Annotated in this window: 22 protein-coding genes; 10 read left to right on the plus strand and 12 right to left on the minus strand. The window is 59.9% G+C overall.

Going from position 1 to position 26,730, the window contains the following annotated elements; all coding sequences use genetic code 11:
* Positions 1-96 precede the first annotated feature (96 nt).
* The 3 genes from ACA075_RS15870 (at position 97) to ACA075_RS15880 (ending at position 4,400) form a co-directional block, all read left to right on the plus strand.
* A complete protein-coding gene (locus tag ACA075_RS15870) occupies positions 97-1,488 on the plus strand; it encodes a GntP family permease (RefSeq protein WP_497293737.1) in 1,392 nt (463 codons plus the stop codon).
* A gap of 7 nt (positions 1,489-1,495) precedes the next feature.
* Positions 1,496-2,269, plus strand: coding sequence for a 3-hydroxybutyrate dehydrogenase (gene hbdH, locus ACA075_RS15875; protein WP_497293739.1), 774 nt, complete (start codon positions 1,496-1,498; stop codon positions 2,267-2,269).
* A gap of 175 nt (positions 2,270-2,444) precedes the next feature.
* Positions 2,445-4,400: an acetoacetate--CoA ligase gene (locus tag ACA075_RS15880; RefSeq protein WP_497293740.1), complete on the plus strand. Its 1,956-nt coding sequence runs from the start codon at positions 2,445-2,447 to the stop codon at positions 4,398-4,400.
* A 5-nt stretch (positions 4,401-4,405) separates the two neighbouring features.
* Here ACA075_RS15880 and ACA075_RS15885 read toward each other — a convergent pair whose 3' ends face one another.
* Positions 4,406-8,257: a hypothetical protein gene (locus ACA075_RS15885; protein WP_497293742.1), complete on the minus strand. Its 3,852-nt coding sequence runs from the start codon at positions 8,255-8,257 to the stop codon at positions 4,406-4,408.
* Positions 8,258-8,384: 127 nt separating this feature from the next.
* The gene (locus ACA075_RS15890; protein WP_497293744.1) at positions 8,385-9,494 is read right to left on the minus strand and encodes a PilT/PilU family type 4a pilus ATPase; all 1,110 of its coding nucleotides are present in this window, start codon (positions 9,492-9,494) and stop codon (positions 8,385-8,387) included.
* A 121-nt stretch (positions 9,495-9,615) separates the two neighbouring features.
* On the opposite strand from ACA075_RS15890, the gene ACA075_RS15895 reads away from it, so the two are divergent.
* Together ACA075_RS15895 and ACA075_RS15900 are read left to right on the plus strand one after the other, a co-directional pair.
* The gene (locus tag ACA075_RS15895; RefSeq protein WP_497293746.1) at positions 9,616-12,153 is read left to right on the plus strand and encodes a hybrid sensor histidine kinase/response regulator; all 2,538 of its coding nucleotides are present in this window, start codon (positions 9,616-9,618) and stop codon (positions 12,151-12,153) included.
* Between the two features lie 66 nt (positions 12,154-12,219).
* Positions 12,220-12,495, plus strand: coding sequence for a peptidylprolyl isomerase (locus ACA075_RS15900; protein WP_007898282.1), 276 nt, complete (start codon positions 12,220-12,222; stop codon positions 12,493-12,495).
* Positions 12,496-12,616: 121 nt separating this feature from the next.
* Here ACA075_RS15900 and ACA075_RS15905 read toward each other — a convergent pair whose 3' ends face one another.
* The 8 genes from ACA075_RS15905 to ACA075_RS15940 form a co-directional block, all read right to left on the minus strand.
* Positions 12,617-13,552, minus strand: a complete 936-nt coding sequence (locus tag ACA075_RS15905; protein WP_497293748.1) for a sugar kinase — start codon at positions 13,550-13,552, stop codon at positions 12,617-12,619.
* Between the two features lie 131 nt (positions 13,553-13,683).
* Positions 13,684-14,901 (minus strand): amino acid deaminase, encoded by a 1,218-nt coding sequence (locus ACA075_RS15910; protein ID WP_497293750.1) that lies wholly within the window; start codon positions 14,899-14,901, stop codon positions 13,684-13,686.
* A 39-nt stretch (positions 14,902-14,940) separates the two neighbouring features.
* Positions 14,941-15,705: an IclR family transcriptional regulator gene (locus tag ACA075_RS15915; RefSeq protein ID WP_010460880.1), complete on the minus strand. Its 765-nt coding sequence runs from the start codon at positions 15,703-15,705 to the stop codon at positions 14,941-14,943.
* A 143-nt stretch (positions 15,706-15,848) separates the two neighbouring features.
* A complete protein-coding gene (locus tag ACA075_RS15920; RefSeq protein ID WP_497293752.1) occupies positions 15,849-16,238 on the minus strand; it encodes a RidA family protein in 390 nt (129 codons plus the stop codon).
* Between the two features lie 31 nt (positions 16,239-16,269).
* Positions 16,270-17,061 (minus strand): amino acid ABC transporter ATP-binding protein, encoded by a 792-nt coding sequence (locus ACA075_RS15925; RefSeq protein WP_077747698.1) that lies wholly within the window; start codon positions 17,059-17,061, stop codon positions 16,270-16,272.
* Positions 17,058-17,720, minus strand: coding sequence for an amino acid ABC transporter permease (locus ACA075_RS15930; protein WP_077747697.1), 663 nt, complete (start codon positions 17,718-17,720; stop codon positions 17,058-17,060). Before ACA075_RS15930 ends, ACA075_RS15925 begins: the two co-directional genes overlap by 4 nt.
* Before the next feature lie 9 nt (positions 17,721-17,729).
* Positions 17,730-18,392 (minus strand): amino acid ABC transporter permease, encoded by a 663-nt coding sequence (locus ACA075_RS15935; protein ID WP_497293755.1) that lies wholly within the window; start codon positions 18,390-18,392, stop codon positions 17,730-17,732.
* Between the two features lie 52 nt (positions 18,393-18,444).
* On the minus strand, positions 18,445-19,293 hold the full coding sequence (locus ACA075_RS15940; protein WP_497293757.1) for a transporter substrate-binding protein: 849 nt from the start codon (positions 19,291-19,293) through the stop codon (positions 18,445-18,447).
* Between the two features lie 344 nt (positions 19,294-19,637).
* Here ACA075_RS15940 and ACA075_RS15945 point away from each other — a divergent pair, with 344 nt between their 5' ends.
* The gene (locus tag ACA075_RS15945) at positions 19,638-20,081 is read left to right on the plus strand and encodes a thioredoxin family protein (protein ID WP_497293759.1); all 444 of its coding nucleotides are present in this window, start codon (positions 19,638-19,640) and stop codon (positions 20,079-20,081) included.
* Positions 20,082-20,214: 133 nt separating this feature from the next.
* On the opposite strand, the gene ACA075_RS15950 is transcribed toward ACA075_RS15945, so the two are convergent.
* The gene (locus ACA075_RS15950) at positions 20,215-21,081 is read right to left on the minus strand and encodes a LysR family transcriptional regulator (protein WP_497293761.1); all 867 of its coding nucleotides are present in this window, start codon (positions 21,079-21,081) and stop codon (positions 20,215-20,217) included.
* A 163-nt stretch (positions 21,082-21,244) separates the two neighbouring features.
* Here ACA075_RS15950 and ACA075_RS15955 point away from each other — a divergent pair, with 163 nt between their 5' ends.
* Both ACA075_RS15955 and ACA075_RS15960 read left to right on the plus strand, forming a co-directional pair.
* Positions 21,245-22,783 (plus strand): MFS transporter, encoded by a 1,539-nt coding sequence (locus ACA075_RS15955; RefSeq protein WP_497293763.1) that lies wholly within the window; start codon positions 21,245-21,247, stop codon positions 22,781-22,783.
* A 63-nt stretch (positions 22,784-22,846) separates the two neighbouring features.
* Positions 22,847-23,104 (plus strand): DUF2790 domain-containing protein, encoded by a 258-nt coding sequence (locus ACA075_RS15960; protein ID WP_497293765.1) that lies wholly within the window; start codon positions 22,847-22,849, stop codon positions 23,102-23,104.
* Here the strand turns inward: ACA075_RS15960 and ACA075_RS15965 are convergent.
* Entirely contained in the window at positions 23,101-23,505 is a 405-nt protein-coding gene (locus tag ACA075_RS15965) for a MerR family transcriptional regulator (RefSeq protein WP_094467242.1), read from the minus strand. The two genes, ACA075_RS15960 and ACA075_RS15965, sit on opposite strands and share 4 nt — an antisense overlap.
* Positions 23,506-23,582: 77 nt before the next feature.
* On the opposite strand from ACA075_RS15965, the gene ACA075_RS15970 reads away from it, so the two are divergent.
* Both ACA075_RS15970 and poxB read left to right on the plus strand, forming a co-directional pair.
* Positions 23,583-24,806, plus strand: a complete 1,224-nt coding sequence (locus ACA075_RS15970; protein WP_497293767.1) for an NADH:flavin oxidoreductase/NADH oxidase family protein — start codon at positions 23,583-23,585, stop codon at positions 24,804-24,806.
* A gap of 84 nt (positions 24,807-24,890) precedes the next feature.
* The gene (gene poxB, locus ACA075_RS15975; RefSeq protein WP_497293769.1) at positions 24,891-26,615 is read left to right on the plus strand and encodes a ubiquinone-dependent pyruvate dehydrogenase; all 1,725 of its coding nucleotides are present in this window, start codon (positions 24,891-24,893) and stop codon (positions 26,613-26,615) included.
* Positions 26,616-26,730: the final 115 nt, after the last annotated feature.

A 26,730-nucleotide genomic window follows, 5' to 3' on the forward strand; every position in this document is an offset into this window, starting at 1 on the left:
TTGTATTTCAACATGTTGCATTCATGGCACGAATCTCGCTAAAGCCCTCTCCCACAAAAGATCCACCTACAAAAATAACAATCCAGGAGACACACCATGAGTGTGATCATTGCCTTGGCAGCTCTCTCGCTGCTGATGCTGGCTGCTTACCGTGGCTACAGCGTTATTCTATTCGCCCCGATTGCCGCCCTCGGCGCCGTCTTGCTCACCGACCCGTCCGCCGTCGCCCCAGCCTTCACCGGGGTGTTCATGGAAAAAATGGTCGGTTTCATCAAACTGTATTTCCCGGTGTTCCTGCTCGGCGCGGTGTTCGGCAAGCTGATCGAGCTGTCGGGTTTCTCGCGCTCCATCGTCGCGGCAGCAATTCGGCTGCTCGGCACCCGCCAGGCCATGCTAGTAATCGTTCTGGTCTGCGCCCTGCTGACTTACGGCGGCGTATCGCTGTTTGTGGTGGTGTTTGCGGTCTATCCGTTTGCCGCTGAAATGTTCCGCCAGAGCAACATCCCCAAGCGGCTCATCCCGGCAACCATCGCCCTCGGTGCGTTCTCGTTCACCATGGACGCCCTGCCCGGCACCCCGCAGATCCAGAACATCATTCCCAGCACCTTCTTCAACACCACGGCGTGGGCCGCGCCTTGGCTGGGCGTGATCGGCGCGATCTTCGTGTTCTGCGCCGGCATGCTGTTTCTCCAGCGCCAGCGCAACAAGGCCCAGGCCGCTGGTGAAGGGTATGGCACCGAACTGCGCAACGAGCCGGAAACCGCGGCCGACATCAAACTGCCGAACCCGTGGATCGCCCTTTCACCGCTGCTGGCGGTGGGCATCATGAACCTGCTGTTTACCCAGTGGATTCCGCAGTGGTACGGCAAGACCCACAGCCTTGCGCTGCCGGGCATGGCCGCGCCGGTGACCACTGAAATCGCCAAGCTCACGGCGATCTGGGCGGTTCAGGCGGCCTTGCTGGTGGGCATCATCATGGTGCTGGTGTTCGGCTTCCAGGCGATTCGCGGCAAGTTGGCCGAAGGCAGTCGAAGTGCGGTCAGCGGTTCGCTGCTGGCGGCGATGAACACTGCGTCGGAATATGGTTTTGGTGCGGTGATCGCCTCCTTGCCGGGCTTCCTGGTATTGGCCGACTGGCTCAAGAGCATTCCCAATCCGCTGGTCAACGAAGCGATTACCGTGACCCTGCTGGCCGGCATCACCGGTTCGGCATCGGGCGGCATGAGCATTGCGCTGGCGGCCATGGCCAATGACTTCATCGCCGCGGCCCATGCCGCCAACATCCCGCTGGAAGTGCTGCACCGGGTGGCGGCGATGGCCAGTGGCGGCATGGACACCCTGCCGCACAACGGCGCGGTGATTACCTTGCTGGCGGTGACCGGCCTGACCCACCGAGAAGCCTACAAAGACATTTTCTGTATTACGCTGATCAAGACCCTGGCGGTTTTTGTGGTGATCGGTACTTTCTACGCCACTGGCATTGTGTGAGGTATACATGACGACTCTTTCGGGCAAGACCGCACTGGTCACCGGCTCCACCAGCGGCATTGGCTTAGGGATAGCCCTGAGCCTGGCCAAGGCCGGCGCCAATCTGATCCTCAACGGTTTCGGCGATGCGTCCAAAGTGATTGCCGAGGTTGAGCAATTCGGTGGCAAGGTCGGCCATCATCCAGCCGACGTCAGTGACCCGGCGCAGATCGCCGACATGATCGCCTACGCCGAGCGTGAATTCGGCGGCGTCGACATTCTGGTGAACAACGCTGGCATCCAGCACGTGGCGCCGGTCGAAGCGTTCCCGGTAGAACGTTGGGACTCGATCATTGCGATCAACCTGTCCTCGGTGTTCCACAGCACCCGCTTGAGCCTGCCGGGCATGCGCGCCAAGGGCTGGGGACGGATCATCAACATCGCCTCGGTGCATGGCCAAGTGGGCTCGGTGGGTAAAGCCGCCTACGTCGCGGCCAAACATGGCGTGATCGGCTTGACCAAGGTCGTCGGGCTGGAAACGGCAACGACGAATGTGACCTGCAACGCCATTTGCCCGGGCTGGGTGTTGACGCCGCTGGTGCAGAAGCAGATTGATGATCGCATCGCGACCGGGATCGAGCCGCAACAGGCGCAGCATGATTTGCTGGCGGAGAAGCAGCCGTCGCTGGAATTCGTCACGCCGCCGCAATTGGGCGAACTGGTGTTGTTCCTGTGCAGTGAGGCCGGAAGCCAGGTGCGCGGCGCGGCGTGGAATATTGATGGTGGGTGGTTGGCGCAGTAATCAGTCAACACCCCTGTGGCGAGGGAGCTTGCTCCCGCTCGGGTGCGCAGCAGCCGCAAACGGTCTGAACGAACCATTTGGGGCGGCTTCGCCACCCAGCGGGAGCAAGCTCCCTCGCCACAAAAGCTCGCTCCACAGTAGCCTGTGTGTACGCATAAGAAAAAAGAGGCAAGCCATGTCCGACATCCTCTGGCAACCCAGCGCCGAGCGCATCAGCAAAACCCGCATGGAAGCCTTCCGGCGCTTCATCGTAAAGCGGCACAACATCCACCTCGATGACTACCCCGCCCTGCACCAATTTTCCATCGACCGGCGCGAAGCCTTTTGGCAGGCGATCGTCGACTTCTTCGACATCCGTTTCCACGACCAACCGGATGCGGTGCTGTTGGAAGGCCCGCAAATGCCGAGCGCCGAGTGGTTCCCCGGCGCCACCCTGAATTTCGCCGAACACCTGCTGCGCCGTCGCGACGATGCCGTGGCGGTAATTGCCATTGGCGAGAACGGCCAGCGTGAACACCTGACCTGGGCCGAACTCGCCGAGCATGTCGCCGGTTTTCAAAACAGTCTGAAAGCCGCCGGTGTCGGCCTCGGCGACCGCGTCGCCGCGTGCATGCCCAACACCTGGCAAACCCTGGTGGCCATGCTCGGCACCACTAGCCTGGGGGCGATCTGGTCTTGTTCATCACCGGACTTCGGTACCCAGGGCGTCATCGACCGCTTCGGCCAGATCGAACCGAAAGTGCTCATCACCTGCGCCGGATACCGCTACGCCGGCAAGGACGTCGACCAGACTGCCAAGGTCAATGAAATCCTCGAACGCCTGCCGTCGTTGCAGCAGTTGATCGTGGTGCCTTATGCCCGGCCACAGGCACACATCGAGCATTTCCACACCCGGGCCAACGTGACGCTTTGGGATGATTTCTACGATATCGGCGGCGAGCCGGATTTCGCCTCCGTGCCGTTCGCCCATCCGCTGTACATCCTCTACTCCAGCGGCACCACTGGCGTGCCAAAATGCATCGTCCACAGCACCGGCGGCGTATTGCTGCAACACGTCAAGGAACATGGCCTGCATTGCGATCTCGGCCCCGGCGACCGACTGTTCTACTACACCACCTGCGGCTGGATGATGTGGAACTGGCTGGTCTCGGCCTTGGCCGTGGGTAGCTCCGTGGTGCTGTACGACGGCTCGCCGTTTCATCCAGATCCCCAGCGTTTGATCGACCTGATCGACGATGAACGCATCAGCGTCTTTGGCACCAGCCCCAAATTCCTCGCAACCCTGGAAACCCATGGCGTCAAACCCCGCGAGAGCCATGACCTGAGCAGCCTCAAAACCCTGCTCTGCACCGGTTCCGCGCTGTCGCCGCAGAGTTACGATTACGTTTATCGTGACCTCAAGAGCGACCTGTGCCTGGCCTCGATGTCCGGCGGCACCGACATCGTTTCGTGCTTTGTGAACAGCAATCCTTTTGAGCCCGTGCGTCGCGGCGAAATCCAGGGCAAGAGCCTGGGCATGGCGGTCGAAGTCTGGAACGACGATGGCAAGCCTGTGATCGGCGAGAAAGGTGAACTGGTGTGCACCCGGCACTTCCCGGCCATGCCCATTGGTTTCTGGAACGACCCGCAGCAAGAGAAGCTGCACGCTTCATATTTCAGTCAGTTCCCCGGCGTCTGGGCCCAGGGCGATTACGCCGAACAACTGCCCCACGGCGCGATGATGATCCACGGCCGCTCGGACGCGGTGCTCAACCCCGGCGGCGTGCGCATCGGCACGGCGGAAATCTATCGTCAGGTGGAGAAGGTCCAGCAGGTGCTGGACAGCGTGGCCATTGGTCAGCAATGGCAAGATGACGTGCGGGTGGTGCTGTTCGTGAAGTTGCGCGACGGCGTCGAGCTGGATGAGGCCTTGCAACAGCAGATCCGCCAGGTCATCCGCGCCAACACCACCCCGCGGCATGTACCGGCGAAGATCGTCACGGTGACCGATATCCCAAGGACCATCAGCGGCAAGGTCGTTGAGCTGGCGGTGAAGAATGTGGTGCATGGACAGAAGGTGAAGAACACCGATGCGCTGGCCAATCCCGAGGCGTTGGAGCAATTTCGGGATCGGCCGGAACTCGCTTTTTAACGGTTCTATTGAACGCTCGTGCCTGGCCTGCCTGTGCCAGAGGCACGCCTCTGCGCAGTCACGGAATGGTTCAACGTGATCCGCACCGGATCGACGATCGCGCTGTCGGGGTTTGCTTCAAGTGTGTTTCGCAGGAGGGACATGTTGCGGTCAAACCCGCCCTCGTCGGTGTGCAACTGGCTCAGCAGCGAAGTGACTACCGCCAGTGAGTCGGCGTTTTCAAAGGCTTTGGAACTGGCGTGACGGGCATTGCCTTCATCTGTCACCGCAAGCCGCCCGGAGGCCAGGTTCAGCAGCGACGCCACGTCCAGGGACTGTCCACCGCCAGCGTTGCCGGCGTCGCGGGCATAGGCGACATCACCGATCTGCGCAGGTCCGTGAAACAGCTCATGGATCAAGTCGTCTGCGACGACGTCATGGTTGAATCCCAGATCAATGAAGTGCCGGTTGAGATTAGGCGTATAGATTTCAATGAACTTCGCGTCGGATTGCCCGGCTGCACCTTTCCACTGCTGGTAAGCGCTCGTGTCGAAAGCCGCAATGTGATGGGTGTCCTTGAGTGGATCAAGGATGAAGTTACTGATGGAAACGCCCGCAAAGTCAGCCCTGACCGCCCTCAAGTAGTTCAACAACTGATTGATTGCATCGTTCGAATCGCTTCCCATCAGCAGTCTGGCAACGAGGTTGCGCTGCGACCCAAAGTCACGATGGGTCAAGGCGTTGATCGCGTTTTCGATTTTCGTCCGGGCCCGCGGCAGACTTTGCTCAATGAACTGGCGGGTGTAACTGATGGGCAATGTCTGGGTAATTCGCGGCAGGCGGACAGGGGCCACATAGGCAAAGTTGTCGAGTTTAGGCCCCCAGGCCTTGCCCAGACGGTCGAGGGCATACCATTGAAAATTGTTGCGGGCCGCCACCACCGTGAGTCCCTCACCGATTGCACCACGGGGTCGCCAGGTACCCTGTCCGGTGTTGACGTTACTGGCTGCGCGGACCAGGTCATAGGATTTGTGGCTGCCATGGAGTCTGCCCAACTGGGACTTTGCCAGTCCGAGAAGCTCTTCAGCCTGCCTGCTGAACCGTAACGTGCCCTTGTGGATGAGTTTCCCGGCACCATAAAACACCGTTGGCACATCATCCACGGGGTTGAAGAGGGAAACGGATGTCAGAAACGCCAGTTTGGTCAGGCGGGCGCCTTTGGACGACAAGGAGACCGCCTTCGACGAGATGCACAGCGCTTTGGCGCCAGCCCCCACAAATGCGCCGCCCAACGCCATAGAGTCCATGACGCAACCGTAGATCCCGTCAACGACTTTATTGTGTTCTCCAGAAGACAAATCCTCGATGCACTTCTTGAACGGAACCACCAGATTCACGATGTAATCTGCAGTCTCTTCGCCATTCTTGCGTTCTGTTTCAAGTGCTGTCGGCACCGTGGCCATTAACTCGATTTCGTCAAATGTGCGCAACGGATGATTGTTCACAACGAACTCGGCAATTCGCAACAGCTGCGGATTACCGAAATTACGGTAGTTACTCTGCTGCCGCGCCGTCACAGACGCTGGTGCGGGGAGCTCACCCAGTTTTTCAATAATCCCCATGGTGCTGCTGGCGTCAGCCTCAGCGGAAACGCCGCTAGTGTATTCAACAACCGAAAGAGGCAATAATTCGGGAGTCGCAGGTCGCTGATGTGCATTCAGCTCCCCGTTTAAATCCATTCGGGCGGCAGTCCGCAATTTGCCGGTTGAGGTTATCAGCGAGGCCAGCGTGGTGTTTTTCCGTAATTCACCCCGCAAGGTAAACAGCTCATAACATGCAACCGCATTGCCGTGGGCAGCGAACATAACGATGCCAAAACGCCCCTTCACAGCATCGTTACTTTGCTGGGTTTCGTAGGTCGTTGAAATAGGCACCGGCGATAATGAGAAGTAAGACTCGGTTCTGATCGCTGGAAGACGAACGGTAAAAAAGGCGATCTTACCTTTTAGAAAAATCTCCAGATCATGGGCAAGCATGTGTGAAAGGGCCAACTTCACATTGGTCGCCAGCGCTTTGTTCAAATTGCCGAGATAATCCCGTAACAGGCGATGGTATTCGACATTGTTGGCCGGCAGGCTCCGTAACCTTGGAAAGCGGCTATAAAGGCTGGTGACGGAGGGATCGTAGTGAGTGGGTCTTTTTTGATTGGTCACACCGGCCAACAAATCAGGCGTTTTGGAAATAACGTTGTCGGGAAATACCGCGCGAAAATCCCATTGTCCACCCGCAAGATCCGCCGACATGTGCAAGCCGACCATCGACATAGGGTTGGGGGATGCATAAAGGCCGGGGTGTTGATAAAGCACTTTATCGTCGAGAAAATCACACTCCGGCACCGCTCCTTTCAACGCTTCGCGCGCGATGGTTTCGCGGTTGGGCATGGGGATGGAATAGACGCTCGCCAGATGGGTGAAGTTCTCCGCGTATGCCTGGAACGCCGTGATTGCCCGCTCGGTGGTTTCCTTTGCCGCTTGAGTCAGCTCGCTTGCGCTGATAACGCCATTCAATAGCGCCCAGTCAACGATCGGATCGATCATTGCCAACTCCCGCAGTCGGGACAGCGGTTCGCTGACAGGTTCCAGTTCGACATACGCCATGATCTGCGCATACGTCAGCACACGCGACGCACCCTTCCTGACCGCTTCCGCCAGAGCAACGCCATGGCAAAAGGTGACCCAGGCAACCGAGCCCATCGTCATCGATGCTGGCACGCCCTTGACCAGAAATTCCGGCGCTATGTCCGCCAGCAGCAGATGACACGCCAGCGCCGCCGCGCCAGGATCAACCCAGCCTTTGGTATAGAGAAAGGCCTGCAGTTCCTCGCGCACCATGGCCGGCGACCGCTCAACGTTGCTCGGCGCATACAGAGCGAACCCGGCAATACGCTTGCGGTCTTGGGTGCTACCCAGAGACGGATAAAGATCCAGCAACAGGCTGGTTACCAGCAGTTGCTCAAGATCTTGTGAAGAGACGTCTTGCCCGGATTGCGCGCCGAACCAGGCCGACTCCTCCAGGAGTTTCCTGGCATAGGCTTGGGCCACCGGATGCTTGATCAACTGAACAATCCGCTCAGCGGCATTATCGTGCGTCGCAATGACGCGCCCCGTTTCGCGGAACAACTTATCCAGCAGTTTGGTGTTTTTGGCGACACGCTGGGTGACCTGCCGAATGGCGTCGCGCTGCTCAACCGACAAGACGGCTAACGACGGATCATCCGTAACAAGCTGCCCCCAATAGTTACCCAACTCATCAACCTCAGGATCGAACTCGAAAAGCGCGATCAGGTTTTTTGTTTCGCTGGCAGTCCTTGGAACCGTCAGGCCATGAAACTTCAGCCATTGGTCCACATCGACGAAATCTTCGCTATAAATGTAACCACCGGCTTGTTTGGCATTATCACCTATCACCAGAAGCTTCTGATAATAGTGGGACTCCTGGACAATATTCACGTCGACGACGTCCCACACTAACCGGTCTTTTCGGAATATCTCAAGCCCGCCGCTTTCGTTGATACGGGTCGCTGCCATGTTCTCGGGGCGGTGGCGACGGAGTTCATCCATTACGACCGTGTAGTTGGCCAGGTTATTCCATGCCACTCGGCCTGGCATATGGACTTCATACAGCGAAGAACCTTTCGCCAGCTCAAACTCGTAGCCTTGCCAATGGTAGGGCCCTTCGTCCTCTTGATCCTCGAAGACACTTTGCAATAAGCGCACGACCACCTGTCGCTCAGCCGCATCGGCCTTTAACCAAAGATGTTGAACTTCGGAAACCGCCCCGGACAACTGATAGTCTTTATATTTAAACGTAGCAGACATATAACAACCTTATGAAATTAGCTCACCGATTAATTCAACGAACGTTAATCCTGGCTCACCGAAGAATAACTAAACAGTAAAACTGTCATAAGGCAATATTTCATAACCACTCACGCTAACAACCTAATCAATCCACCAAACCCCAGTCTCCGCTACGCATATTAACGGCCGAAGCCCCTGCGCCATAAAGTTTAAGGCGCAATTTCAGATTACTCAGCGAGTCCGCATGTTTTAGTGCCTCCTCCTCACTGATTGCGCCTTCCACCACTAGTGCATACAGTGCCCCATCAAACGTCTGCATACCGAACTCAGCAGACTTCTCCATGATGTTTTTTAGTTCATCGAGTTCATTGCGTCTCATCAAGTCAGCAATCGTCGCTGTACCCAACATCACTTCCACTGCCGCCCTGCGCTGACCGTCGCGAGTACGCACCAGTCGTTGGGAAACAAACGCTTTCAGGTTGTTGCTCAAGTCATGCAGCAACTGCATCCGCCGCTCTTCGGGAAAGAAATTGATGATGCGGTCCAGCGCCTGATGGGCGTTGTGCGCGTGCAACGTAGAGATCACCAGATGACCGGTATCGGCAAATGCCAGCGCATGCTCCATGGTTTCGCGGTCGCGGATTTCGCCGATCAGCACCACGTCCGGGGCCTGGCGCAGGGTATTTTTCAACGCAGCATGAAAACTGCGGGTATCAACGCCGACCTCGCGCTGGTTGATGATCGACTGCTTGTGCCGATGGATGTACTCGATCGGGTCTTCGATGGTGACGATGTGGCCAGTGCTGTGGCGGTTGCGATAATCGATCAACGCCGCGAGAGAGGTAGACTTGCCGCAATCGGTGGCACCGACGAACAGCATCAATCCCTGTTTCAGCATCACGGTTTCGAGCAGCACCGCCGGTAGTTTGAGGTCTTCGAAACGCGGGATGTCGAGCTTGATGTTGCGTGCCACGATTGACACATCGTTGCGTTGCTTGAAGATGTTGACCCGAAAGCGCCCGACACCCGCCAGGGAGATCGCCAGGTTCATCTCCAGTTCCCGGTCGAACTCCAGGCGCTGTTCGGCGTCCATGATGGACTCGGCAATGGCCGCGACTTCTCCCGGCTTGAACGGCTGATCGGTCAACGGCTTGAGCACGCCGTCGAACCGCGCACTGGGTGGCGCGCCGGTGGAGAGATAGAGATCGGATCCGTTCCGGTCAGCCAGTATCTGCAACAGTGCATCGATTTCCATGGCAAAAAGCACCCGCGAAGCATTCAATGAAAAAACAATGACCCATGGCGGGTCATCCAGCGTCTACCACCCTGCAAGGATAGTAGACGCCGCCACACCGACTTAAGCGCAGGACAATTTGATGAACGCATCACCGACGGGCAGCGATGCCCAGGCCTTGATCGCCAGACTGGACTGGACACGCACCCCGCTGGGCGCTGCCAGTACCTGGCCACAGAGCCTGCGTACCGCGGTCGACATCGTGATTCATTCACCGATGCCGATGCTGTTGCTCTGGGGGCCGCAGCTCACGCAGATCTACAACGACGGCTTCGCCCTCCTCGCCGGCAGCAAGCATCCGCACGCTTTCGGACAACCGACGCACCAGATCTGGCCAGAACTCCAGGACTTTACCGACCCCATTTACAGCGCCGTCCTACAAGGCCAGGTGCGAACCTACAGCGAACAACGTTTTACCTTGCAGCGCGACGAGGATGATTCCGACTTCTGGCTGGACCTGACCTACAGTCCTATCCGCGATGAAAAAGCTCAGGTCGCCGGCATTCTGGTCACTGCCATCGAAACCAATGAACGCCGCCGCATCGCGCTGGAACTCGAACAGCGGTCGGCCGCCAGCCTCAAGGCCCAGCACGAAACCGAACAGCGCCTGCAACTGGCGCTGGCGGCCACCGACGCCGTCGGCACCTGGGATTGGGACATCGGCGAAGACCGCTTCATCGCCGACGCGCGTTTCGCCGAACTGCACAACATCGACCCGCTGCTCGCCAATCAGTTGCCCATCAGCGCCTACCTCCAGGCCGTGCACCCGGAAGATCGCGCAATGGTCGCCCGCAGCATCAAATATTCCATCACCCACGGCACCGAATACGCCGAGGAATATCGCCTGCTGCAACCCAGCGGTCACCTGCGCTGGGTGTTTGCCCGCGGTCGCTGCTACAAGGACCACCATGGCCGGCCGATCCGGTTCCTTGGGGCCGCGCTGGATCTGACCGAACGCAAACTCACCGAGCAAGCCCTGCGCCAGAGCCAGACCGAGCTGCAGCTGATCATCAACGCCATGCCCATCCTGATCAGCTACGTGGACAGTGAGGAACGCTTTCGCCTGAACAACGCCGCTTATCTGGACTGGTTTGGCCTGACACCGCAGGAACTCTATGGCCGCACCATTCGTGAAGTGCTGGGCGAGGACGCCTATGCCCTGCGTGCCGAGCACATTGCCGAGGCGCTGACTGGCAAGCCGTGCTGTTTCAGCATTGATGCTCCCCACCGGGATGGCAGCACGCGGCATGCGCTGATGAACTACCTGCCACGTCACGGTCCGGATGGCGCGGTGAATGGTTTCTACATCTTCGTAATCGACGAAACCGAGCGCAAACAGACGGAAGAGGCACTGCGCAATCTCAACGATACCCTTGAGGAACGGGTCGCCGCCCGTACCCAGCAACTGGCCGAAGCCAACCAGCGGCTGAAAAACGAGATGTTCGAGCGCGAACGCGCGGAAGACGCCTTGCGCCACGCGCAGAAAATGGAAGCGGTCGGGCAGCTTACCGGCGGCATCGCCCACGACTTCAACAACATGCTGACCGGGATTATCGGCAGTCTCGACCTGATGCAGCGCTATATCGCTGACGGGCGAACCGCCGAGATTGGCCGCTTCACCGAAGCGGCGGTGTCCTCAGCCAATCGCGCTGCGGCCCTGACCCATCGCCTGTTGGCATTCTCCCGGCGTCAGTCGCTGGATCGCAGGCCGCTGAACGCTAATGATCTGGTGCACTCACTGGAAGATTTGCTCAGCCGCACCAAGGGCGAACACATCGAGCTCAAGCTGCTGCTGGCCGACGAGGTCTGGCCGGTCAGCACCGACGTCAGCCAACTGGAAAACGCGCTGCTCAACCTCGTCATCAACGCCCGGGACGCCATGCCCGATGGTGGCGAGTTGCTGATTGAAACCGCTAATGTGTACCTCGACGACAGCGACATCACCACATTGGAATCGGTCAAGGCCGGGGATTACGTGATGATTGCCGTCAGCGACAACGGCAGCGGGATGACACCGTCGGTATTGGCCAAAGCCTTCGACCCGTTCTTCACCACCAAACCCATCGGCCAGGGTACCGGCCTGGGTTTGTCGATGATTTACGGGTTCGCCCAGCAGTCGGGGGGACATGTCAACCTGTTCAGTTTGCCGGGCAAGGGCACCAGCGTGCGCTTGTACTTACCGCGGTTGCACACAACAGAACCGCAAAACGTCTTGCTGCCGTTGACCGGCGAGGCGCCGGCGGCGATTGCCGGTGAAACCGTGGTGCTGGTGGAGGATGATCCGGCAGTACGGATGCTGGTGCTCGACCTGCTCAACGAACTGGGCTATCACGCACATGAAGCCGAGGATGCAAAGACCGCCCTCCCCTTGCTGGAGTCGGACCTGCGGGTCGATCTGCTGGTGACTGATGTGGGCCTGCCGGGCATGAACGGCCGACAACTGGCGGAGATCGCTCGTCAGCATCGCCCCGAACTCAAGGTGCTGTTCATGACCGGTTATGCGGAGAAAGCCGCCGAACGCCAGGGTTTCCTGGAAGAAGGCATGGACATGGTCGCCAAACCGTTTTCCATCGACCTGTTGGCCAACAAGATTCGCACGATGATCGGCCAACCGGAGTGAGTTGAGGCATAATCGCGCGCCCCCGCTGGCATCAACATAGCCACCACCGTTGCAAGGTATGCCCCAATGAAAGCTCAAGCCCGCCATATTCTGGTGAAAACCTCGGAAGAAGCCGAGCAGCTCAAACAACGCATCGCCAAGGGCGAAGCCTTTGATGTGCTGGCCAAGAAATACTCCACCTGCCCGTCCGGCAAACGCGGCGGCGATCTGGGTGAAGTGCGGCCCGGGCAAATGGTCGGGGTGATCGACGCGGTGATCTTCAAAAAGCCATTACGCGTGGTGCATGGGCCGATCAAGAGCAAATTCGGCTATCACCTGGTGCAGGTGTTTTACCGGGACTGATGGGTTTGGCTTAAAGGCCCTGTGGCGAGGGAGCTTGCTCCCGCTGGGCTGCGTAGCGGCCCCAATTTACGGCCGCTGCGCACCCGAACGGGAGCAAGCTCCCTCGCCACAAAAGCTTGTTTCAATCTTTGGGGATCAGCGCTCCGGGCACTTGAATCACCCGACTCGCCAACCGATGCCCCGCTTCAGCGGCCTCAACCGCACTCCCGCCCTTGAGCCGACTGGCCAGATACGCCGCGCTGAACGAATCCCCCGCTGCCGTGGTGTCCACCACCCGTTCGACCTTCTGCGCGGGCACCTCGAACGACTCGCCATCACACCGAATCAGACACGCCTCGGCACCACGCTTGAGCACCACTTCGGGGGTGCCGATCTGCTCGTAAGCGGCAAACACCGTCTCGCAATCGGAAAAATGAAACAACGCTTGCTCGTCATCGACCGTCAACAACGCCAGATCGACATAGGGCAAGACGCTGCGATAAGCCGCCCGCGCCTCTTCGACTGTCGCCCACAAGCGTGGCCGGTAGTTGTTGTCGAACACAATCCGCGCATCCCGCTGCCGGGCCTCAATGAGGGTTTCCAGCAACTTCTCTCGACCTTGCGCGCCGAGCACCGCCAGGGTGATGCCGCTGAAATACAGCACGTCGTAATCCGGCAGCGCCGCCAGGATCGGCGCGGCGGCCGGGGTCGTGAAGCAATCGCGCACGGCCGCTTCGTTGCGCCAATAGAGGAAGCGTCGCTCGCCCGCCGCATCAGTCTGGATGCAGTACAAACCGGGTAGTCGCCCGGGCAGGCGCTGGACCATGCCCAACCCGATGCATTCGTCGGCCCAGGTCTTGCACATGGCATCGCTGAAACTGTCGTCGCCCAGCGCGGTGACGTAATCGACGACGCCGCTCGTGCCGAGTTCCCGAGACAGGTAGACCGCGGTGTTCAACGTATCGCCGCCGAAGCTTTGTTGCAGCGTGCCGTCGGCGCGCTGTTGCAACTCGATCATGCACTCGCCGATGAGGGCGATGCGCGGGGTGTTGGGGCCGAGGGTGTTGATGGTGTTCATTGTTGTGGGGTCTCTGGTGCCGCGATGTTGTCTGGGCGGCCGTCATCGCCAGCAAGCCGGCTCCTACAATGGAATGCGTTTCCCCTGTAGGAGCCGGCTTGCTGGCGAACGCCGCGCCTCGGTCTCAAACCTTAGAAACAGGTTTCCATGGTTTCGATGACGTTCAGTTGCTCATCCACCAGACACCCCGTGCGCCACTTGTCGAACGTCAGGCACGGGTGCGACGTGCCGAACGAAATGATGTCGCCCACCCGCAACTCAACCCCCGGCGCCACGGTCATGAACGCGTGCTGGTCCATCACCGCCGTCACCATGCACGCACTCACGTCATCGCCATTCGCCGGCACCACACCGGCCTTGTAACGCAGCAGCGGCACCGGTAAACCGGCGTCGTAGGCCACGTCGCGCTTACCCAAGGCGATCACCGCGAAACCCGGCTCCGGCAACGACTGCACATGTGCCCAGACTTCCAGTGCCGGGCGCAGGCCTTCGTGCAGATCACTGCGGCGGTCGAGCACGCAGCATTGCGCTTCTTTGTAGATGCCATGGTCGTGAGCCACGTAGCTGCCGGGGCGCAACACGCTGAGGAAACGTCCACCGGCGTTCTGCGCTTCGAAAGATTCGGCGATCAAGTCGTACCAGGCCGAACCCGACGCGGTAATGATCGGCTTGGCAATCGCAAAAGCCCCGCTGTCCTGCAACTGCACGGCCAGGCGCACCAGGGAGGCGGCGAACTCACGAATGCCCGTAACCGCATGATCACCGTGGATCACGCCTTCGTAGCCTTCGATGCCGGTCAACGCCAGCGCCGGTTGGGCGTTGATGGCTTTGGCCAGCGCGACCACTTGCGCTTCACTGCGGCAACCGCAACGGCCGCCGACCACGCCGTACTCGATCATCACGTTCAGGCGCACACCGCGCGAGGCGAAATACGCGCCCAGGTCAGCGACGTTGTCCGGGTGATCGACCATGCAATGGAAGTCGAACGTCGGGTCCGCCAGCAGATCGGCGATCAGCGCCATGTTCGGCGTACCGACCAATTGGTTGGCCATCAGCACCCGACGCACACCATGGGCATAGGCCGCGCGGGTTTGCGTGGCGCTGGCCAGGGTGATGCCCCAGGCGCCAGCATCCAGTTGGCGACGGAACAGCGCAGGCGTCATGCTGGTTTTGCCGTGGGGCGCGAGTTCGGCGCCGCTGTTACTGACAAACGCCTGCATCCAGCGAATGTTGTGCTCCAGCGCTTCGCGGTGCAGCACCAGTGCAGGCAGGCTGACGTCGCGTACCAGATTGGCGCCGGTCTGGGCAAAGCCCTTTTCCACGGCGGCAGTGTTTTGGGCAGAAGACATGGTCGAATTCCTCACATTCACGGCTGCAGGCAGCCGATGTTATTCATTGATACGCCGGGCCAGGCTATTGGCGCTGTCGATCAGCACCCGGCGATAGTCGTTGTAATTGTTCTTGGCGTCGTCCCGTGGGGCAACGATGCACAGGGTCGCAATGGCTACGCCGCTCGGGTCTTTGACCGGGGCGGCGAAGCAATGGGTGAAGGTGTCGGCGACGCTATCGAAAGAGAAAAAGCCATCGATACCGGCCTGACGGATTTCCTTGAGAAACTGCTCCAGCGGCAGGCGTTCGCCGTCGGGCAGGATGAAGTCGTCGTGGTCGATCAGGTCGATGATCTCCTGATCACTCAGGTGCGCCAGCAGCAGACGCCCGGACGCGGTCCAGGGGATTGGCGCGTTCTCGCCGATGTCCGAGGAAATACGAAAATGCCGCTCGCCCTCTTTCATCAGCGCCACGGTGTATTTGCGCCCGTTGAGCAGGCACATCTGCGCAGTTTCATGGGTCTGGCTGACGATGTCCTGCAAGGCGTGATCAGCCTCGCGGGTCAGGTCGAAATGACGCAAATGCGCTTGGCCGAGGAAGTACAGCTGACGGCCGAGGTAGACGTGACCGTCCTTGCCCACGGGTTCGAGGATGCGTCGTTCCAGCAGGGAAGCAACCAGTTCGTAGATCGTGGATTTCGGGCTGTCGATGCCGCTGGCGATTTCATTCGGGCGCAGCGGTTTGCCGACTTCCTTGAGGAAATCGAGGATATCGAACGCCCGGTCCAGACCGCGAGCCCGGCGCTTGATGGTGTCTTCGGTCATGTCAGTGGTTCCCATAAAAGTGCCGGGAGTTTAACCAGAGTGCGGTGGCGACTGTTAGGCCGCCATCGCTGGCAGGCCAGCTCCCACATTAGATTGCGTTGCCCTGTGGGAGCGTGGCTTGCCCGCGATGGGCCCGCCACGGTTTAGGCCTTTTTCTTGTAGGCGATGCAGTCGATCTCTACCTTGCAGTCGACCATCATGTTCGCCTGCACGCAGGCCCGGGCCGGTGCGTGCTCGCTTTTGAAGTACTCGGAGAAGACCTTGTTGAAACTGGTGAAATCCCGCGGATCCTCCAGCCACACGCCAGCACGCACCACGTCTTCCAGGCCATAACCGGCCTCTTCGAGAATCGCGATCAGGTTCTTCATGGTCTGGTGGGTCTGCTCGACGATGCCACCGGTAATGATCTCGCCGTCCACCGCCGGCACCTGCCCGGAAACGTGCAGCCAGCCATCGGCTTCAACGGCGCGGGCGAAAGGGCGAGGCTGACCGCCAGCGGCGGTGCTGCCGGTGCCGTAACGAGTAATGCTCATGAGTGTTTCTCCTGATTGAAAAATATAAAAGTTAAAACCGCGTGTTCTTGAGAAATTCGGCAAGACGCGGCGATTGCGGGCGCTCGAACAGCTCCTTGGGAGGCCCCTGCTCTTCGATACGCCCCTGATTCATGAAAACGATCTTGTCCGAGACCTCGAAGGCAAAACGCATCTCGTGGGTGACCAGCAGCATGGTCATGCCTTCGTCGGCCAGGCCCTTGATCACGTTCAACACTTCGCCAACCAGCTCCGGGTCGAGGGCCGAGGTGACTTCGTCGAACAGCATCAGGCTCGGGTTCATCGCAATGGCACGGGCAATCGCCACGCGTTGTTGCTGACCGCCGGACAACTGGCCGGGATAGTGATCACGGCGTTCCAGCAGGCCAACCCGCTCCAGCCATTTTTCCGCCAGCGCCACGGCTTCGTCCTTGTGCAGCTTTTTAACTTTGAGCAAGCCAAGGGTAACGTTCTGCAACGCGGTCAGGTGCGGGAACAGGTTGAACTGCTGGAACGCCATGCCGGTCATTGCCCGGTGCCGGGCGATGACTTTTTCCGGGTGACGCACGCGTTTGCCGTTGACCTCGTCATAGCCGATGGACTCGCCATCGAGCACGATCTGCCCGCCCTGGAACTCTTCGAGCATGTTCACGCAACGCAGCAGCGTGGTCTTGCCCGAGCCGCTGGAGCCGATCAGCGTGACCACGTTGCCGCGCTGCATGGTCAGGTCGACGCCCTTGAGCACTTCAAGCTTGCCGTACTGTTTGTGCAGGCCTCGAATGTCCAGCAGGGCCTGGTTCTGTGTCGAAACTTGAGGTTGAGTCATGGCAAGGCCACCCGCTTTTCAATGTGCCGGCCGAGTAATTCGATGGCGTAGTTGATGACGAAAAACAGAAATCCGGCGAACAGGTAAAACTCCAGCGTCATGAAGGTGCGGGCGATGATCTGCTGCGTGCTGAGCAGCAATTCCGCCACACCGATGACCGACAACAAGGTCGAGGCCTTGACGATTTCGGTCGACGAGTTGACCCAAGTCGGCAGGATCTGCCGCAACGCCTGGGGCAATAACACGTAGCCGAGCGCCTGATAAAACGTCAGGCCGATGGCCTTGCTCGCTTCCATCTGGCCACTGGGCAACGCTTGCAACGCACCGCGCACAATCTCCGCGACGTGGGAGCCGCAGAACAGCGTCAGCCCCAAGGCACCGGCCTGAAACGCGCTGATCTGCCAGCCCAATGCGGGCGCCATGTAAAAGCAGGCCAGCACGAGCACAAAAACTGGCGTGCCGCGAATAATGTCCACATAAAACCGGAACGGTGCGCGCATCCAGAACTTGCCGTAGGTCAGCACCAGCCCGGTAACAATACCGACCATCGTGCCCAGCAAGATCGCCAGTGCCGAGACCTGCACACTGGTCAAAAAGCCCTGCCACAGAACTTCCCGCGCCACCCACAACTCATGCAACCAACTTGGGGATTCGTACATGGGGGCCTCCTATCGGCGAATCGCCAGACGCTGCTCGAGGTAACGCAGCATCATGGCAATGAGGTAACAGGCCGCCACATAGAGCGCGGTGGTCACCAGCCAGGTTTCGATCACCCGGTAGCTCTCGACATTGATCTTGCGCGCGTAATAGGTCAGCTCCGGCACCGCAATCGCGGCCGCCAGCGAGGTGTCCTTGAACAGCGAAATGAAGTTGTTCGACAAAGCCGGCAGCACATTGCGCAGCATCACCGGCACGGTGACGTAGGCCTTGACCTGCCACTCGCCGAGACCGATGGCCAGGCCGGCTTCACGCTGCCCCTTGGGAATGCTCAACAAGCCACCACGGAACACTTCAGTCAGGTACGCCCCGGCGTACAGCGAAAGCGTGATGATGAACGACGGGATCTTGTCCAGCCGGATCCCCAGGCTCGGCAAGGCGAAGTAGATCAACAGAATCAACACCAGAATCGGCGTATTACGGATCACCGTCACATACACCGACGCCAGCACCCGAAATGCGCGGTGCTTTGACAGCAAAGCAAACGCCATCATCAGGCCGATTACGCAACCGATGGCGATCGACAGCAGCGCCAGTTCAAGGCCCAGACCGAGCCCCGCCAGCAAGGTGTCGAAATCGCGCCACACGGCGGCAAAGTTCAACTGATAGTTCATGGTCAGCAGTACCTTGAACGGGGCGCGTCATCGACGCCCCGCTCTCACGGGATCATTTGAATTCGACAGGGAAACCGATGGCCGGGGTCGGCAGGTCTACGCCGAACCATTGCTTGAAGGACGCCGCGTAAGTCGGGAACTCAACGCCGGTCATGGCTTCATGCAAGGTGGTGTTGACGAAGTTCAACCAGTCCTGATCGCCGCGCTTGACCGCGCAGGCGTAGGTCTGCGGGCTCCAGGCGTAGGCCGGGCTGCGATAGCGGCCAGGGTTCTGCACCATCAGGTATTTCACCGACGATTGATCGGTGGCGGCGGCGTCGGCACGGCCGGAGTTCACGGCCTGATACATCAGATCAACGCTGTCGTACTGATCGACCTTGGCCTTTGGCAAGGCTTGATGCACCAGCTCTTCGGCGTACACGTTCTGCAGCACCGCCACGGTCACGCTGTCATTGGCGGCCTTGAGGTCGTCGATTTCCTTGTATTTGCTGTTGGCCGGCAGCAGCAGTCCGACACCTTCGCGATAGTACGGCAGGGTGAACGCCACTTGCTGGGCCCGGCTGGCGGTCACAGTGATGAACTGGCAACTGATGTCCACCTTGTCGGTCAGCAGGTTGGGAATCCGCGCATCGGAGGACTGCACCACGAATTCAACCTTGGTTGGATCGTTGAACAAACCCTTGGCAATCATTTTCCCGATGTCGATATCAAAACCCTGCAACTTGCCATCCGCTCCCTGGAAGTGCCACGGCGCATTGGTACTGCCCGTGCCCACAATCAGTTTCCCGCGGGCCAGCACGCTATCGAGCTTGCTGTCCGCCGCCTGGGCCACCCCCATGGCAGCAGCCGAAGCTGCGACAAGAAAAATACACGCTTTAAACAAGGAAGGTCGGCGATGCATGGCAAGCACTCCAGGATGATGTTTATTCCGCTATACCGGACGTAGGTATGTAACAACGGAACAGACAGCAGAAAGTGTGCCACAGGTTGTGGGGGGAATGTGGGGGAGATTGAAAAGTGATTTGAATCAAATGGATGGGTGAACGTTAAAAATGGACGTTACGAAACGCACAGGGGAACGAACGCTACCGTTGGCTACAACGGTTCGGGTACTTGCACCACAATCGTCGTAAGGCGATTCAAATTGGAGCAGCGTGTTACCTGTAATTTCTGACAGTAGACCCACCTGCCTCGACTCCTTTACCGTCGACAGACTCTCACGCACAGTGAAAAAAGGAGGTTTCAATGCGCTCGATAACCGCCCATAACACGCTGGCCCCGACCTACCGCAAAGCCCTTAAAACCTGGCGCCCAGTGATCTTGTACTTTGGCAGTCAGCACTGCCCTGCCTGCGAAATGGCCGGGCCAGTCTTTCGTCAGATTGCAGAGGGTTATCGGCATCACGCGAATATCTACATGCTGAACACCCATGAATCGCCTCGACACCCGAACGTCACCGGAACTCCGACCGTGCTGTTTTATAAGGACGGGAAGCTGCTGAAGAAGCTCAAGGGGATCGGGACCGAGGAAACGTTGAGGGCGGATTTCGCCAGGCACATTGGCAGGGTGAAACCGGCGAGGGAGAAGCGTAAGCCCACGCACGATCTGACATGGTTGCGACGGACCTTGCGCCGGCTGTGCACGGTGCCTCGCGCCACTCTGCGGTTGAATCGTCGGGTTTGCTGTTAGATTGGGGGGCATTGGTGGTGTTTGGCAGATTGCTTTCTGCGAGCAGGCTCGCTCCCCCATTGGATCTTCGTGTTCACAAGTTCCCTGTGGGAGTGAGCCTGCTCCGGGCGGCGTTCCGACGAAGCTTTTGCCCTTAGTGATTTTTCACTTGCTCAATGTACCGAGCCACCGCCGCCGACTTCTCGAACCGCCGATGAATCAACGACAACCACGACGTCGCCTCGCAGCCCTTGATTGTGCGGAACACCACGCCGGGCAACCCGACATGCCCGACCACCGACTCCGGCACGACCGCGACGCCCTGCCCCAGCGAAACCAGTGCGATCACCGCCACCAGCCCGCCCGGCTGCGCGCCCAGTTTCGGTGCAAACCCGCCCTCGGCGGCGACTTGCAACGTGCCACTGATTTGCTCCGGCAGAATAAACGTCTCGTTTTGCAAATGCTCCGGAGCAATCTCCGGCAGTCGGCACAACCAGGACTCGGAGGACAGCGCCAGCACAAAGCCTTCTGAGTCCAGACGAATAGCCTCCAGGCCGTCGGGCAGGGTAATCGGTGAGCGGACATAACCCACATCGAATCGCCCCTCGACCACCATGGCTGGCAATGACGCCATGGGGCTTTCCCGCACATTCAAACTGACGTCGGGGCACTCGCGACTGAAAGCCTGCACCTGTTTTTGCAGCAACCCCGAGTACACCGCCGACGCCACGTAACCGAGTTCGATATGGCCAATGTCCCCGCGCCCGGCCCGTTGGGCATTGTGCTGGGCGTATTCGAATTGCCGCACCGTCGCCTCGGCTTCGATCATCAAAGCGGCGCCGGCCTCGGTCAGGCTGACTTCACGAGTCTGGCGCACGAACAGTCGCGTGCCGAGTTCGTTTTCCATGTCCTGGATCTGTCGGGTCAAGGTCGGCGGCGCGATACCGAGTTGTTCGGCGGCGCGGGTAAAGTTGCCTTGCCGGGCAACGGCCAGAAAGTAGCGGAAATGCCGTATGTCCATGGTGCATTAGCTCAAAGGTAATGAAGTCCCGATGCCTGGCTAACAAAGCCGACAATCGACCGCGATAAGCTCATTGGCAATCACAGTAGAGAGCCAACGCCATGTACGTCAAACCCCTTTTCGCCGCTGCGGTCAACGATCTTGCCCAAAAGGCAATCACGTCATGAGCCGGGTCAATCCACGCCTGACACTGCTGACGGCCTCCGGCGTGTGCTCGCTGATCGTGCTCGACACCAACATCGTCGCCGTCACCCTGCCGACCATCGCGCGGGACCTGGGCGCGAACTTTGCCGACATTGAATGGGTGGTCAGTGCTTACATGCTGGCGTTCGCGGCCTTGTTGCTGCCGGCGGGCAGCATTGCCGACCGTTTTGGCCGACAGAAAACCCTGCTCTGGGGCCTGGGTATTTTCATCCTTGCCTCCATCGGTTGCGGCGCGGCGCCCACGGCGTTGTTCCTCGACATCGCTCGGGCGGTCAAGGGTGTCGGCGCGGCACTGTTGTTGACCTCGGCCCTTGCCTCCATCGGCCACACCTTTCACGATGAAGTCGAACGTGCCAAGGCCTGGGCGTTCTGGGGCGCGTGCATGGGCGTGGCGATGACCGCCGCGCCGACGGTCGGCGGGCTGATCACCGAATATGTCGGCTGGCGCTGGATCTTCTACCTCAACCTGCCGGTGGGCGCGTTCTTGATGTTCATGGTCTGGCGCGCCGTGCCGGAATCCAGAGACACCCAATCGGCACGCCTCGATCCCTGGGGCAGCCTGGCGTTCAGTGCGAGTTTGCTGTGCCTGATCTGGGGCTTGATCGAAGCCAATCGAATCGGCTGGAGCAACCCGCTTACCTACGCCCGGATCATCGGGGGCGCGCTGCTGTTGGGGCTGTTTGTGCTGATTGAGCGGATGCAGCAGCGGCCGATGGTCGACCTGCAGTTGTTCAGGCATCCGCGTTTCATCGGCGCCCTGCTCGGCATGTTTGCCTACGCCGGTTGCGCCCAGGTGATGATGACGTTGCTGCCGTTTTACCTGCAAAACGGCCTAGGCTTCTCGGCCATCGCGTCGGGGCTTGGGATGTTGCCGTTTGCCGCGACCATGTTGATTTTCCCGCGCATCGGCGCGCGGCTGGCCAATCGATTTGCCCCCGCCACGCTGATGGCGGTGGGTTTGACCCTGGTCGGCAGCGGCAACCTGCTCAGCGCCTGGGCGGTCAGCAGCGGCGGCTACCTGCCCTTCGCACTGGCCATTGCCGTGACGGGCGCCGGTGCCGGCCTGCTCAATGGCGACACGCAGAAAAACATCATGGCCTGCGTCCCCCGCGAGCGCACAGGCATGGCCTCGGGCATGAGCACCACCATGCGTTTCAGCGCGATCGTGCTGGCCATCGGTGTCTTTGGTGCGTTGCTGTCCAGCCACACCGAATTGCTGTTACGCACCAGCCTGTCGACTCAAGGCACGCAATGGCTTGGCCAGACCCAGGGCATTGCCTCACGGGTGGTCGCCGGTGACATGACGGCGGCGATGAACCTGCTGCCGGAAACCGCGCGTGCGTTGGTCGAGCCACTGGCGCGTCAGGCCTTCGTCGGCGGCTTCAGTCTGCTGCTTCTGGTCGCCGGGTTGCTGGCCTTGCTGGGGGCGCTGGTAGTCGGCACGCTGATGCGCAATCCGATCCCGGCGCCGAAAAGTTTTTCCCTGAGCCTGGAATAAACCCCAACGGGGCTCGTCGTACTGCCACTGAAATCGTTCAGTAGCCACTACGAGAGCCCCATCATGAAACGCATTCTGTCCGCCCTGTTTCTTATCAGTCTGAGCGGTGTTGCAGCGGCCGCTTCCGTCGACAATTCCAGCACGCCGAAAGTCGAGGACTACAAGTATTCGACGCCACTCCATATCGCCAAAGTGCTCAACATGACTAGCGACGATGGTTGCGGCCCCCTGCCACGAGAGATGACTTACATTGATACGGCGGGCACCACCCATGTCCTGCGCTACCAGGCCTTTGGCGAAAACTGTCTCGGTCAGAACTAATGCTTGATCGACGCCAGCACCCGCTCGGCATTCTCACCGCAGGCCATTCCTTCGGGCCGTGCCTGGATGTTTTCGATCAACCCCAGCAGCTGCGCCTTGCTCTGCGCCAGGTGCAGTTGCATCGCTTCGATCTGTTCGACTTTGCGCCCCAGGCTCGCCACCAGTTCAGCGTGCTTGAACTCGCCTGTCACCGTGTCCGGCAACAATAACTTCAGCTCTTCGAGGCTGAACCCGGCCTGCTGCGCGCACTGGATTATTTTCAGGGTTTGCAGGACTTGTGGCGGGTACCGTCGATAGCCGTTGGCCAGGCGTTCCACCTGCTGGATCAGCCCCTGAGCCTCGTAAAACCGAATGCGCGACGCATTCAACCCGCTCAATTGCGCCAATTCACCAATCTTCATCTCGGCCTCATTTGCCTGCTTGACATTAAAGTTAACTTTAAGCTTAGCCTCTACTCATCACTGATGAGGAGTCAAGCATGTCGCCCTTTCAAACGCTGAATTTGCCCAACGGCCAGACCCTCGGCAATCGCATCGCCAAAGCCGCGATGGAAGAGAACCTCGCGGATACCGGCCAGGCGCCGTCCAGCGCGTTGTTTCAGCTGTATCAGGCCTGGGCCGAGGGCGAAGCGGGTCTGCTGCTGACCGGCAACGTGATGATCGATCGCCGCGCCATGACCGGCCCCGCAGGTGTCGTGCTGGAAGACGAACGGCATCTTGAGCAGTTCCGTCAGTGGGCCACCATCGGCCGCTCCGGTGGCGCGCATTTCTGGGTGCAACTCAATCATCCCGGCCGCCAGACCATGGCCAACCTCGGCCAGCAAGCCTGGGCGCCGTCGGCCGTGGCGCTGGATCTGGGTTCGTTTTCCAAGCTGTTTGCCGAACCCAAACCGATGTCGGAAAGCGATATCGCCGAGGTCATCCAACGCTTTGCCACCAGTGCTGCGCTGGCGGAAAAAGCCGGTTTCACGGGTGTGCAGATTCATGCGGCGCACGGCTACCTGATCAGCCAGTTTCTCTCGCCCTTGACCAACCGCCGTAATGATCGCTGGGGTGACTCGCTGGAGAATCGCGCCCGCCTGCTGCTGGCCGTGGTCAGCGCCGTTCGCCAAGCCGTATCGCCACAGTTTTGTGTCGCGGTAAAACTCAATTCTGCAGACTTCCAGCGCGGCGGTTTCGACGCCGACGACGCCCGGCAAGTGATCCAGTGGCTCAACGAACAGCCACTGGATTTGCTGGAACTCTCCGGTGGCAGCTACGAAGCACCGGCCATGCAAGGCGAAGCCCGCGACGGCAGGACCCTGGCCCGGGAGGCGTACTTTCTGGAAATGGCCGGCGAACTGGCCGGCGTTGCGAGCATGCCGGTGATGGTGACGGGCGGGATCCGACGCTTGGCCATCGTCGAACAGGTGCTCGACAGCGGCATCGCCATAGCCGGCATTGGCACGGCACTGGCCATCGAACCGCACCTGGTTAAACGCTGGCGCGAAGGCCAGAACAGCCACCCGCAATTGCCGCCGATCCGCTGGAAACGCAAACCACTGGCCGCCCTGGCGAGCATGGCGGTGGTGAAATTCCAGCTGCATCGCCTGAGCCGCGGGCGCAAGACCCGGCCACAGGTTTGGGCGATATGGGCGTTGATTCTCGATCAGCTGTACATCGCCCGGCGCACGCGGCAGTACCGGCAGGCGATGGGCAAGTAATCTCGAATCAGGGTGAGTCATGGTTGCCGCCGCGTTGTCCTCTTTTAACCCCCGAGGACAATTCATTGATCACTGGAGCACCCCATGGCGAAAATCACCCTTGCCCGGCAACTGGCAATTACCCTTGAACAGGCCGGCGTGAAACGCATCTGGGGCTTGACGGGCGACAGCCTGAACGGCCTGACCGAAGCCCTGCGGACCATGGACAGCATCGAGTGGATGCACGTGCGTCACGAGGAAGTTGCGGCGTTCGCTGCGGGTGCCGAAGCGGCGGTCACCGGGGAGCTGGCGGTGTGCGCTGGCAGCTGTGGGCCAGGCAATCTGCACTTGATCAACGGGCTCTTCGATTGCCATAAAAACCATGTGCCCGTGTTGGCCATCGCCGCGCAGATTCCGTCCTCGGAAGTAGGCCTCAATTACTTTCAGGAAACCCACCCCCAGGAACTGTTCAAGGAATGCAGCCACTTCATCGAACTGGTGAGCAACCCGGCGCAGATGCCCCAGGTGCTGCATCGGGCGATGCGCAGTGCAATCCTCAATCGCGGTGTCGCAGTGGTGGTGATTCCAGGCGATGTGGCGCTGCAGGAAGTCGAAGACAACCTCAAGCCCTGGCCGGCGCTGTCGAAACCTCGCACCCTCCCCGCGCCTCACGACTTGGATCGGCTGGTCGAATTACTGAGCCAGAGCAAAGCGGTGACGCTAATGTGCGGCGCTGGCTGCGCGGGTGCTCACGACCAGGTGGTGGCGTTGGCCGACGCGCTCGGTGCGCCGGTAGTGCATGCGTTGCGCGGCAAAGAGCACGTGGAGTGGGACAATCCGTTCGACGTCGGTATGACCGGGCTGATCGGCTTTAGCTCCGGTTATCATGCAATGCTCAACTGCGACACGCTGGTGATGCTCGGGACTGACTTTCCCTATCGGCAGTTCTACCCAACCGACGCCACCGTCATTCAGATCGACCACGACCCGCAAGCCCTTGGACGGCGCACCACGCTGGATCTGGGCATCGCCGCCGATGTTGGCGAAACCCTCGCCACGTTGCTGCCGCGCCTGCCTTATCGTGGTGATCGGAGCTTTCTCGAGTCATCCCTCACACACTACCAAAAGGCCCGTCAGGGTCTGGATGACCTGGCTCAACCGTCGGCGGCAGGTCGGCCTATTCATCCGCAATACCTCACGCGCCTGCTCAGTGAACTGGCCGATGACGATGCGATCTTCACCGCCGACGTGGGCACGCCGACCGTTTGGGCCGCACGCTATCTGAAAATGAACGGCAAGCGCCGACTGCTCGGCTCGTTCAATCACGGTTCCATGGCGAACGCGATGCCCCACGCCATTGGCGCGCAAGCGGCGTTTCCCGGGCGGCAGGTGATCTCGCTGTCCGGCGATGGCGGTTTCAGCATGTTGATGGGGGACTTCATTTCGCTGACGCAACTGAAGCTGCCGGTGAAAATCATCGTCTTCGACAATGCCTCGCTCGGGTTCGTGGCCATGGAAATGAAGTCCAGCGGGCTGCTGGATACCGGCACAGACCTGCACAATCCGGACTTCGCGGCGATGGCCAATGCCATGGGGATCCTGGGGATTCGTGTCGAGGAATCCGAGGCGCTGGAACCGGCCTTGCGCCGCGCGCTGGCGCATGACGGGCCCGTGCTGGTGGACGTGGTGACCGCGACTCAGGAATTGGCGATGCCACCGACGATCAAGCTGGAACAGGCAAAAGGGTTCAGTTTGTACATGCTCAAAGCGGTGATGAGCGGGCGTGGGGATGAGGTGATCGAGTTAGCGCGAACGAATCTGTTCCGCTGACGCGCCTGGACCGCGTCGCCCCCATCGCGAGCAGGCTCGCTCCCACAGGATTTGTGAACGCCCGAGATCCAATGTGGCCGCGAGCCTGCTCGCCATGGGGCTCATGAGGCCAACG

This window comes from Pseudomonas sp. LBUM1663 (assembly GCF_059695905.1).

What these genes read in the sequence shown, in the direction of transcription:
- ACA075_RS15870 (WP_497293737.1), top strand. Translation starts at nt 97, where the DNA reads ATGAGTGTGATCATTGCCTTGGCAGCTCTCTCGCTGCTGATGCTGGCT.
- hbdH (WP_497293739.1), top strand. Translation starts at nt 1,496, where the DNA reads ATGACGACTCTTTCGGGCAAGACCGCACTGGTCACCGGCTCCACCAGC.
- ACA075_RS15880 (WP_497293740.1), top strand. Translation starts at nt 2,445, where the DNA reads ATGTCCGACATCCTCTGGCAACCCAGCGCCGAGCGCATCAGCAAAACC.
- ACA075_RS15885 (WP_497293742.1), bottom strand. Translation starts at nt 8,257, where the DNA reads ATGTCTGCTACGTTTAAATATAAAGACTATCAGTTGTCCGGGGCGGTT.
- ACA075_RS15890 (WP_497293744.1), bottom strand. Translation starts at nt 9,494, where the DNA reads ATGGAAATCGATGCACTGTTGCAGATACTGGCTGACCGGAACGGATCC.
- ACA075_RS15895 (WP_497293746.1), top strand. Translation starts at nt 9,616, where the DNA reads ATGAACGCATCACCGACGGGCAGCGATGCCCAGGCCTTGATCGCCAGA.
- ACA075_RS15900 (WP_007898282.1), top strand. Translation starts at nt 12,220, where the DNA reads ATGAAAGCTCAAGCCCGCCATATTCTGGTGAAAACCTCGGAAGAAGCC.
- ACA075_RS15905 (WP_497293748.1), bottom strand. Translation starts at nt 13,552, where the DNA reads ATGAACACCATCAACACCCTCGGCCCCAACACCCCGCGCATCGCCCTC.
- ACA075_RS15910 (WP_497293750.1), bottom strand. Translation starts at nt 14,901, where the DNA reads ATGTCTTCTGCCCAAAACACTGCCGCCGTGGAAAAGGGCTTTGCCCAG.
- ACA075_RS15915 (WP_010460880.1), bottom strand. Translation starts at nt 15,705, where the DNA reads ATGACCGAAGACACCATCAAGCGCCGGGCTCGCGGTCTGGACCGGGCG.
- ACA075_RS15920 (WP_497293752.1), bottom strand. Translation starts at nt 16,238, where the DNA reads ATGAGCATTACTCGTTACGGCACCGGCAGCACCGCCGCTGGCGGTCAG.
- ACA075_RS15925 (WP_077747698.1), bottom strand. Translation starts at nt 17,061, where the DNA reads ATGACTCAACCTCAAGTTTCGACACAGAACCAGGCCCTGCTGGACATT.
- ACA075_RS15930 (WP_077747697.1), bottom strand. Translation starts at nt 17,720, where the DNA reads ATGTACGAATCCCCAAGTTGGTTGCATGAGTTGTGGGTGGCGCGGGAA.
- ACA075_RS15935 (WP_497293755.1), bottom strand. Translation starts at nt 18,392, where the DNA reads ATGAACTATCAGTTGAACTTTGCCGCCGTGTGGCGCGATTTCGACACC.
- ACA075_RS15940 (WP_497293757.1), bottom strand. Translation starts at nt 19,293, where the DNA reads ATGCATCGCCGACCTTCCTTGTTTAAAGCGTGTATTTTTCTTGTCGCA.
- ACA075_RS15945 (WP_497293759.1), top strand. Translation starts at nt 19,638, where the DNA reads ATGCGCTCGATAACCGCCCATAACACGCTGGCCCCGACCTACCGCAAA.
- ACA075_RS15950 (WP_497293761.1), bottom strand. Translation starts at nt 21,081, where the DNA reads ATGGACATACGGCATTTCCGCTACTTTCTGGCCGTTGCCCGGCAAGGC.
- ACA075_RS15955 (WP_497293763.1), top strand. Translation starts at nt 21,245, where the DNA reads ATGAGCCGGGTCAATCCACGCCTGACACTGCTGACGGCCTCCGGCGTG.
- ACA075_RS15960 (WP_497293765.1), top strand. Translation starts at nt 22,847, where the DNA reads ATGAAACGCATTCTGTCCGCCCTGTTTCTTATCAGTCTGAGCGGTGTT.
- ACA075_RS15965 (WP_094467242.1), bottom strand. Translation starts at nt 23,505, where the DNA reads ATGAAGATTGGTGAATTGGCGCAATTGAGCGGGTTGAATGCGTCGCGC.
- ACA075_RS15970 (WP_497293767.1), top strand. Translation starts at nt 23,583, where the DNA reads ATGTCGCCCTTTCAAACGCTGAATTTGCCCAACGGCCAGACCCTCGGC.
- poxB (WP_497293769.1), top strand. Translation starts at nt 24,891, where the DNA reads ATGGCGAAAATCACCCTTGCCCGGCAACTGGCAATTACCCTTGAACAG.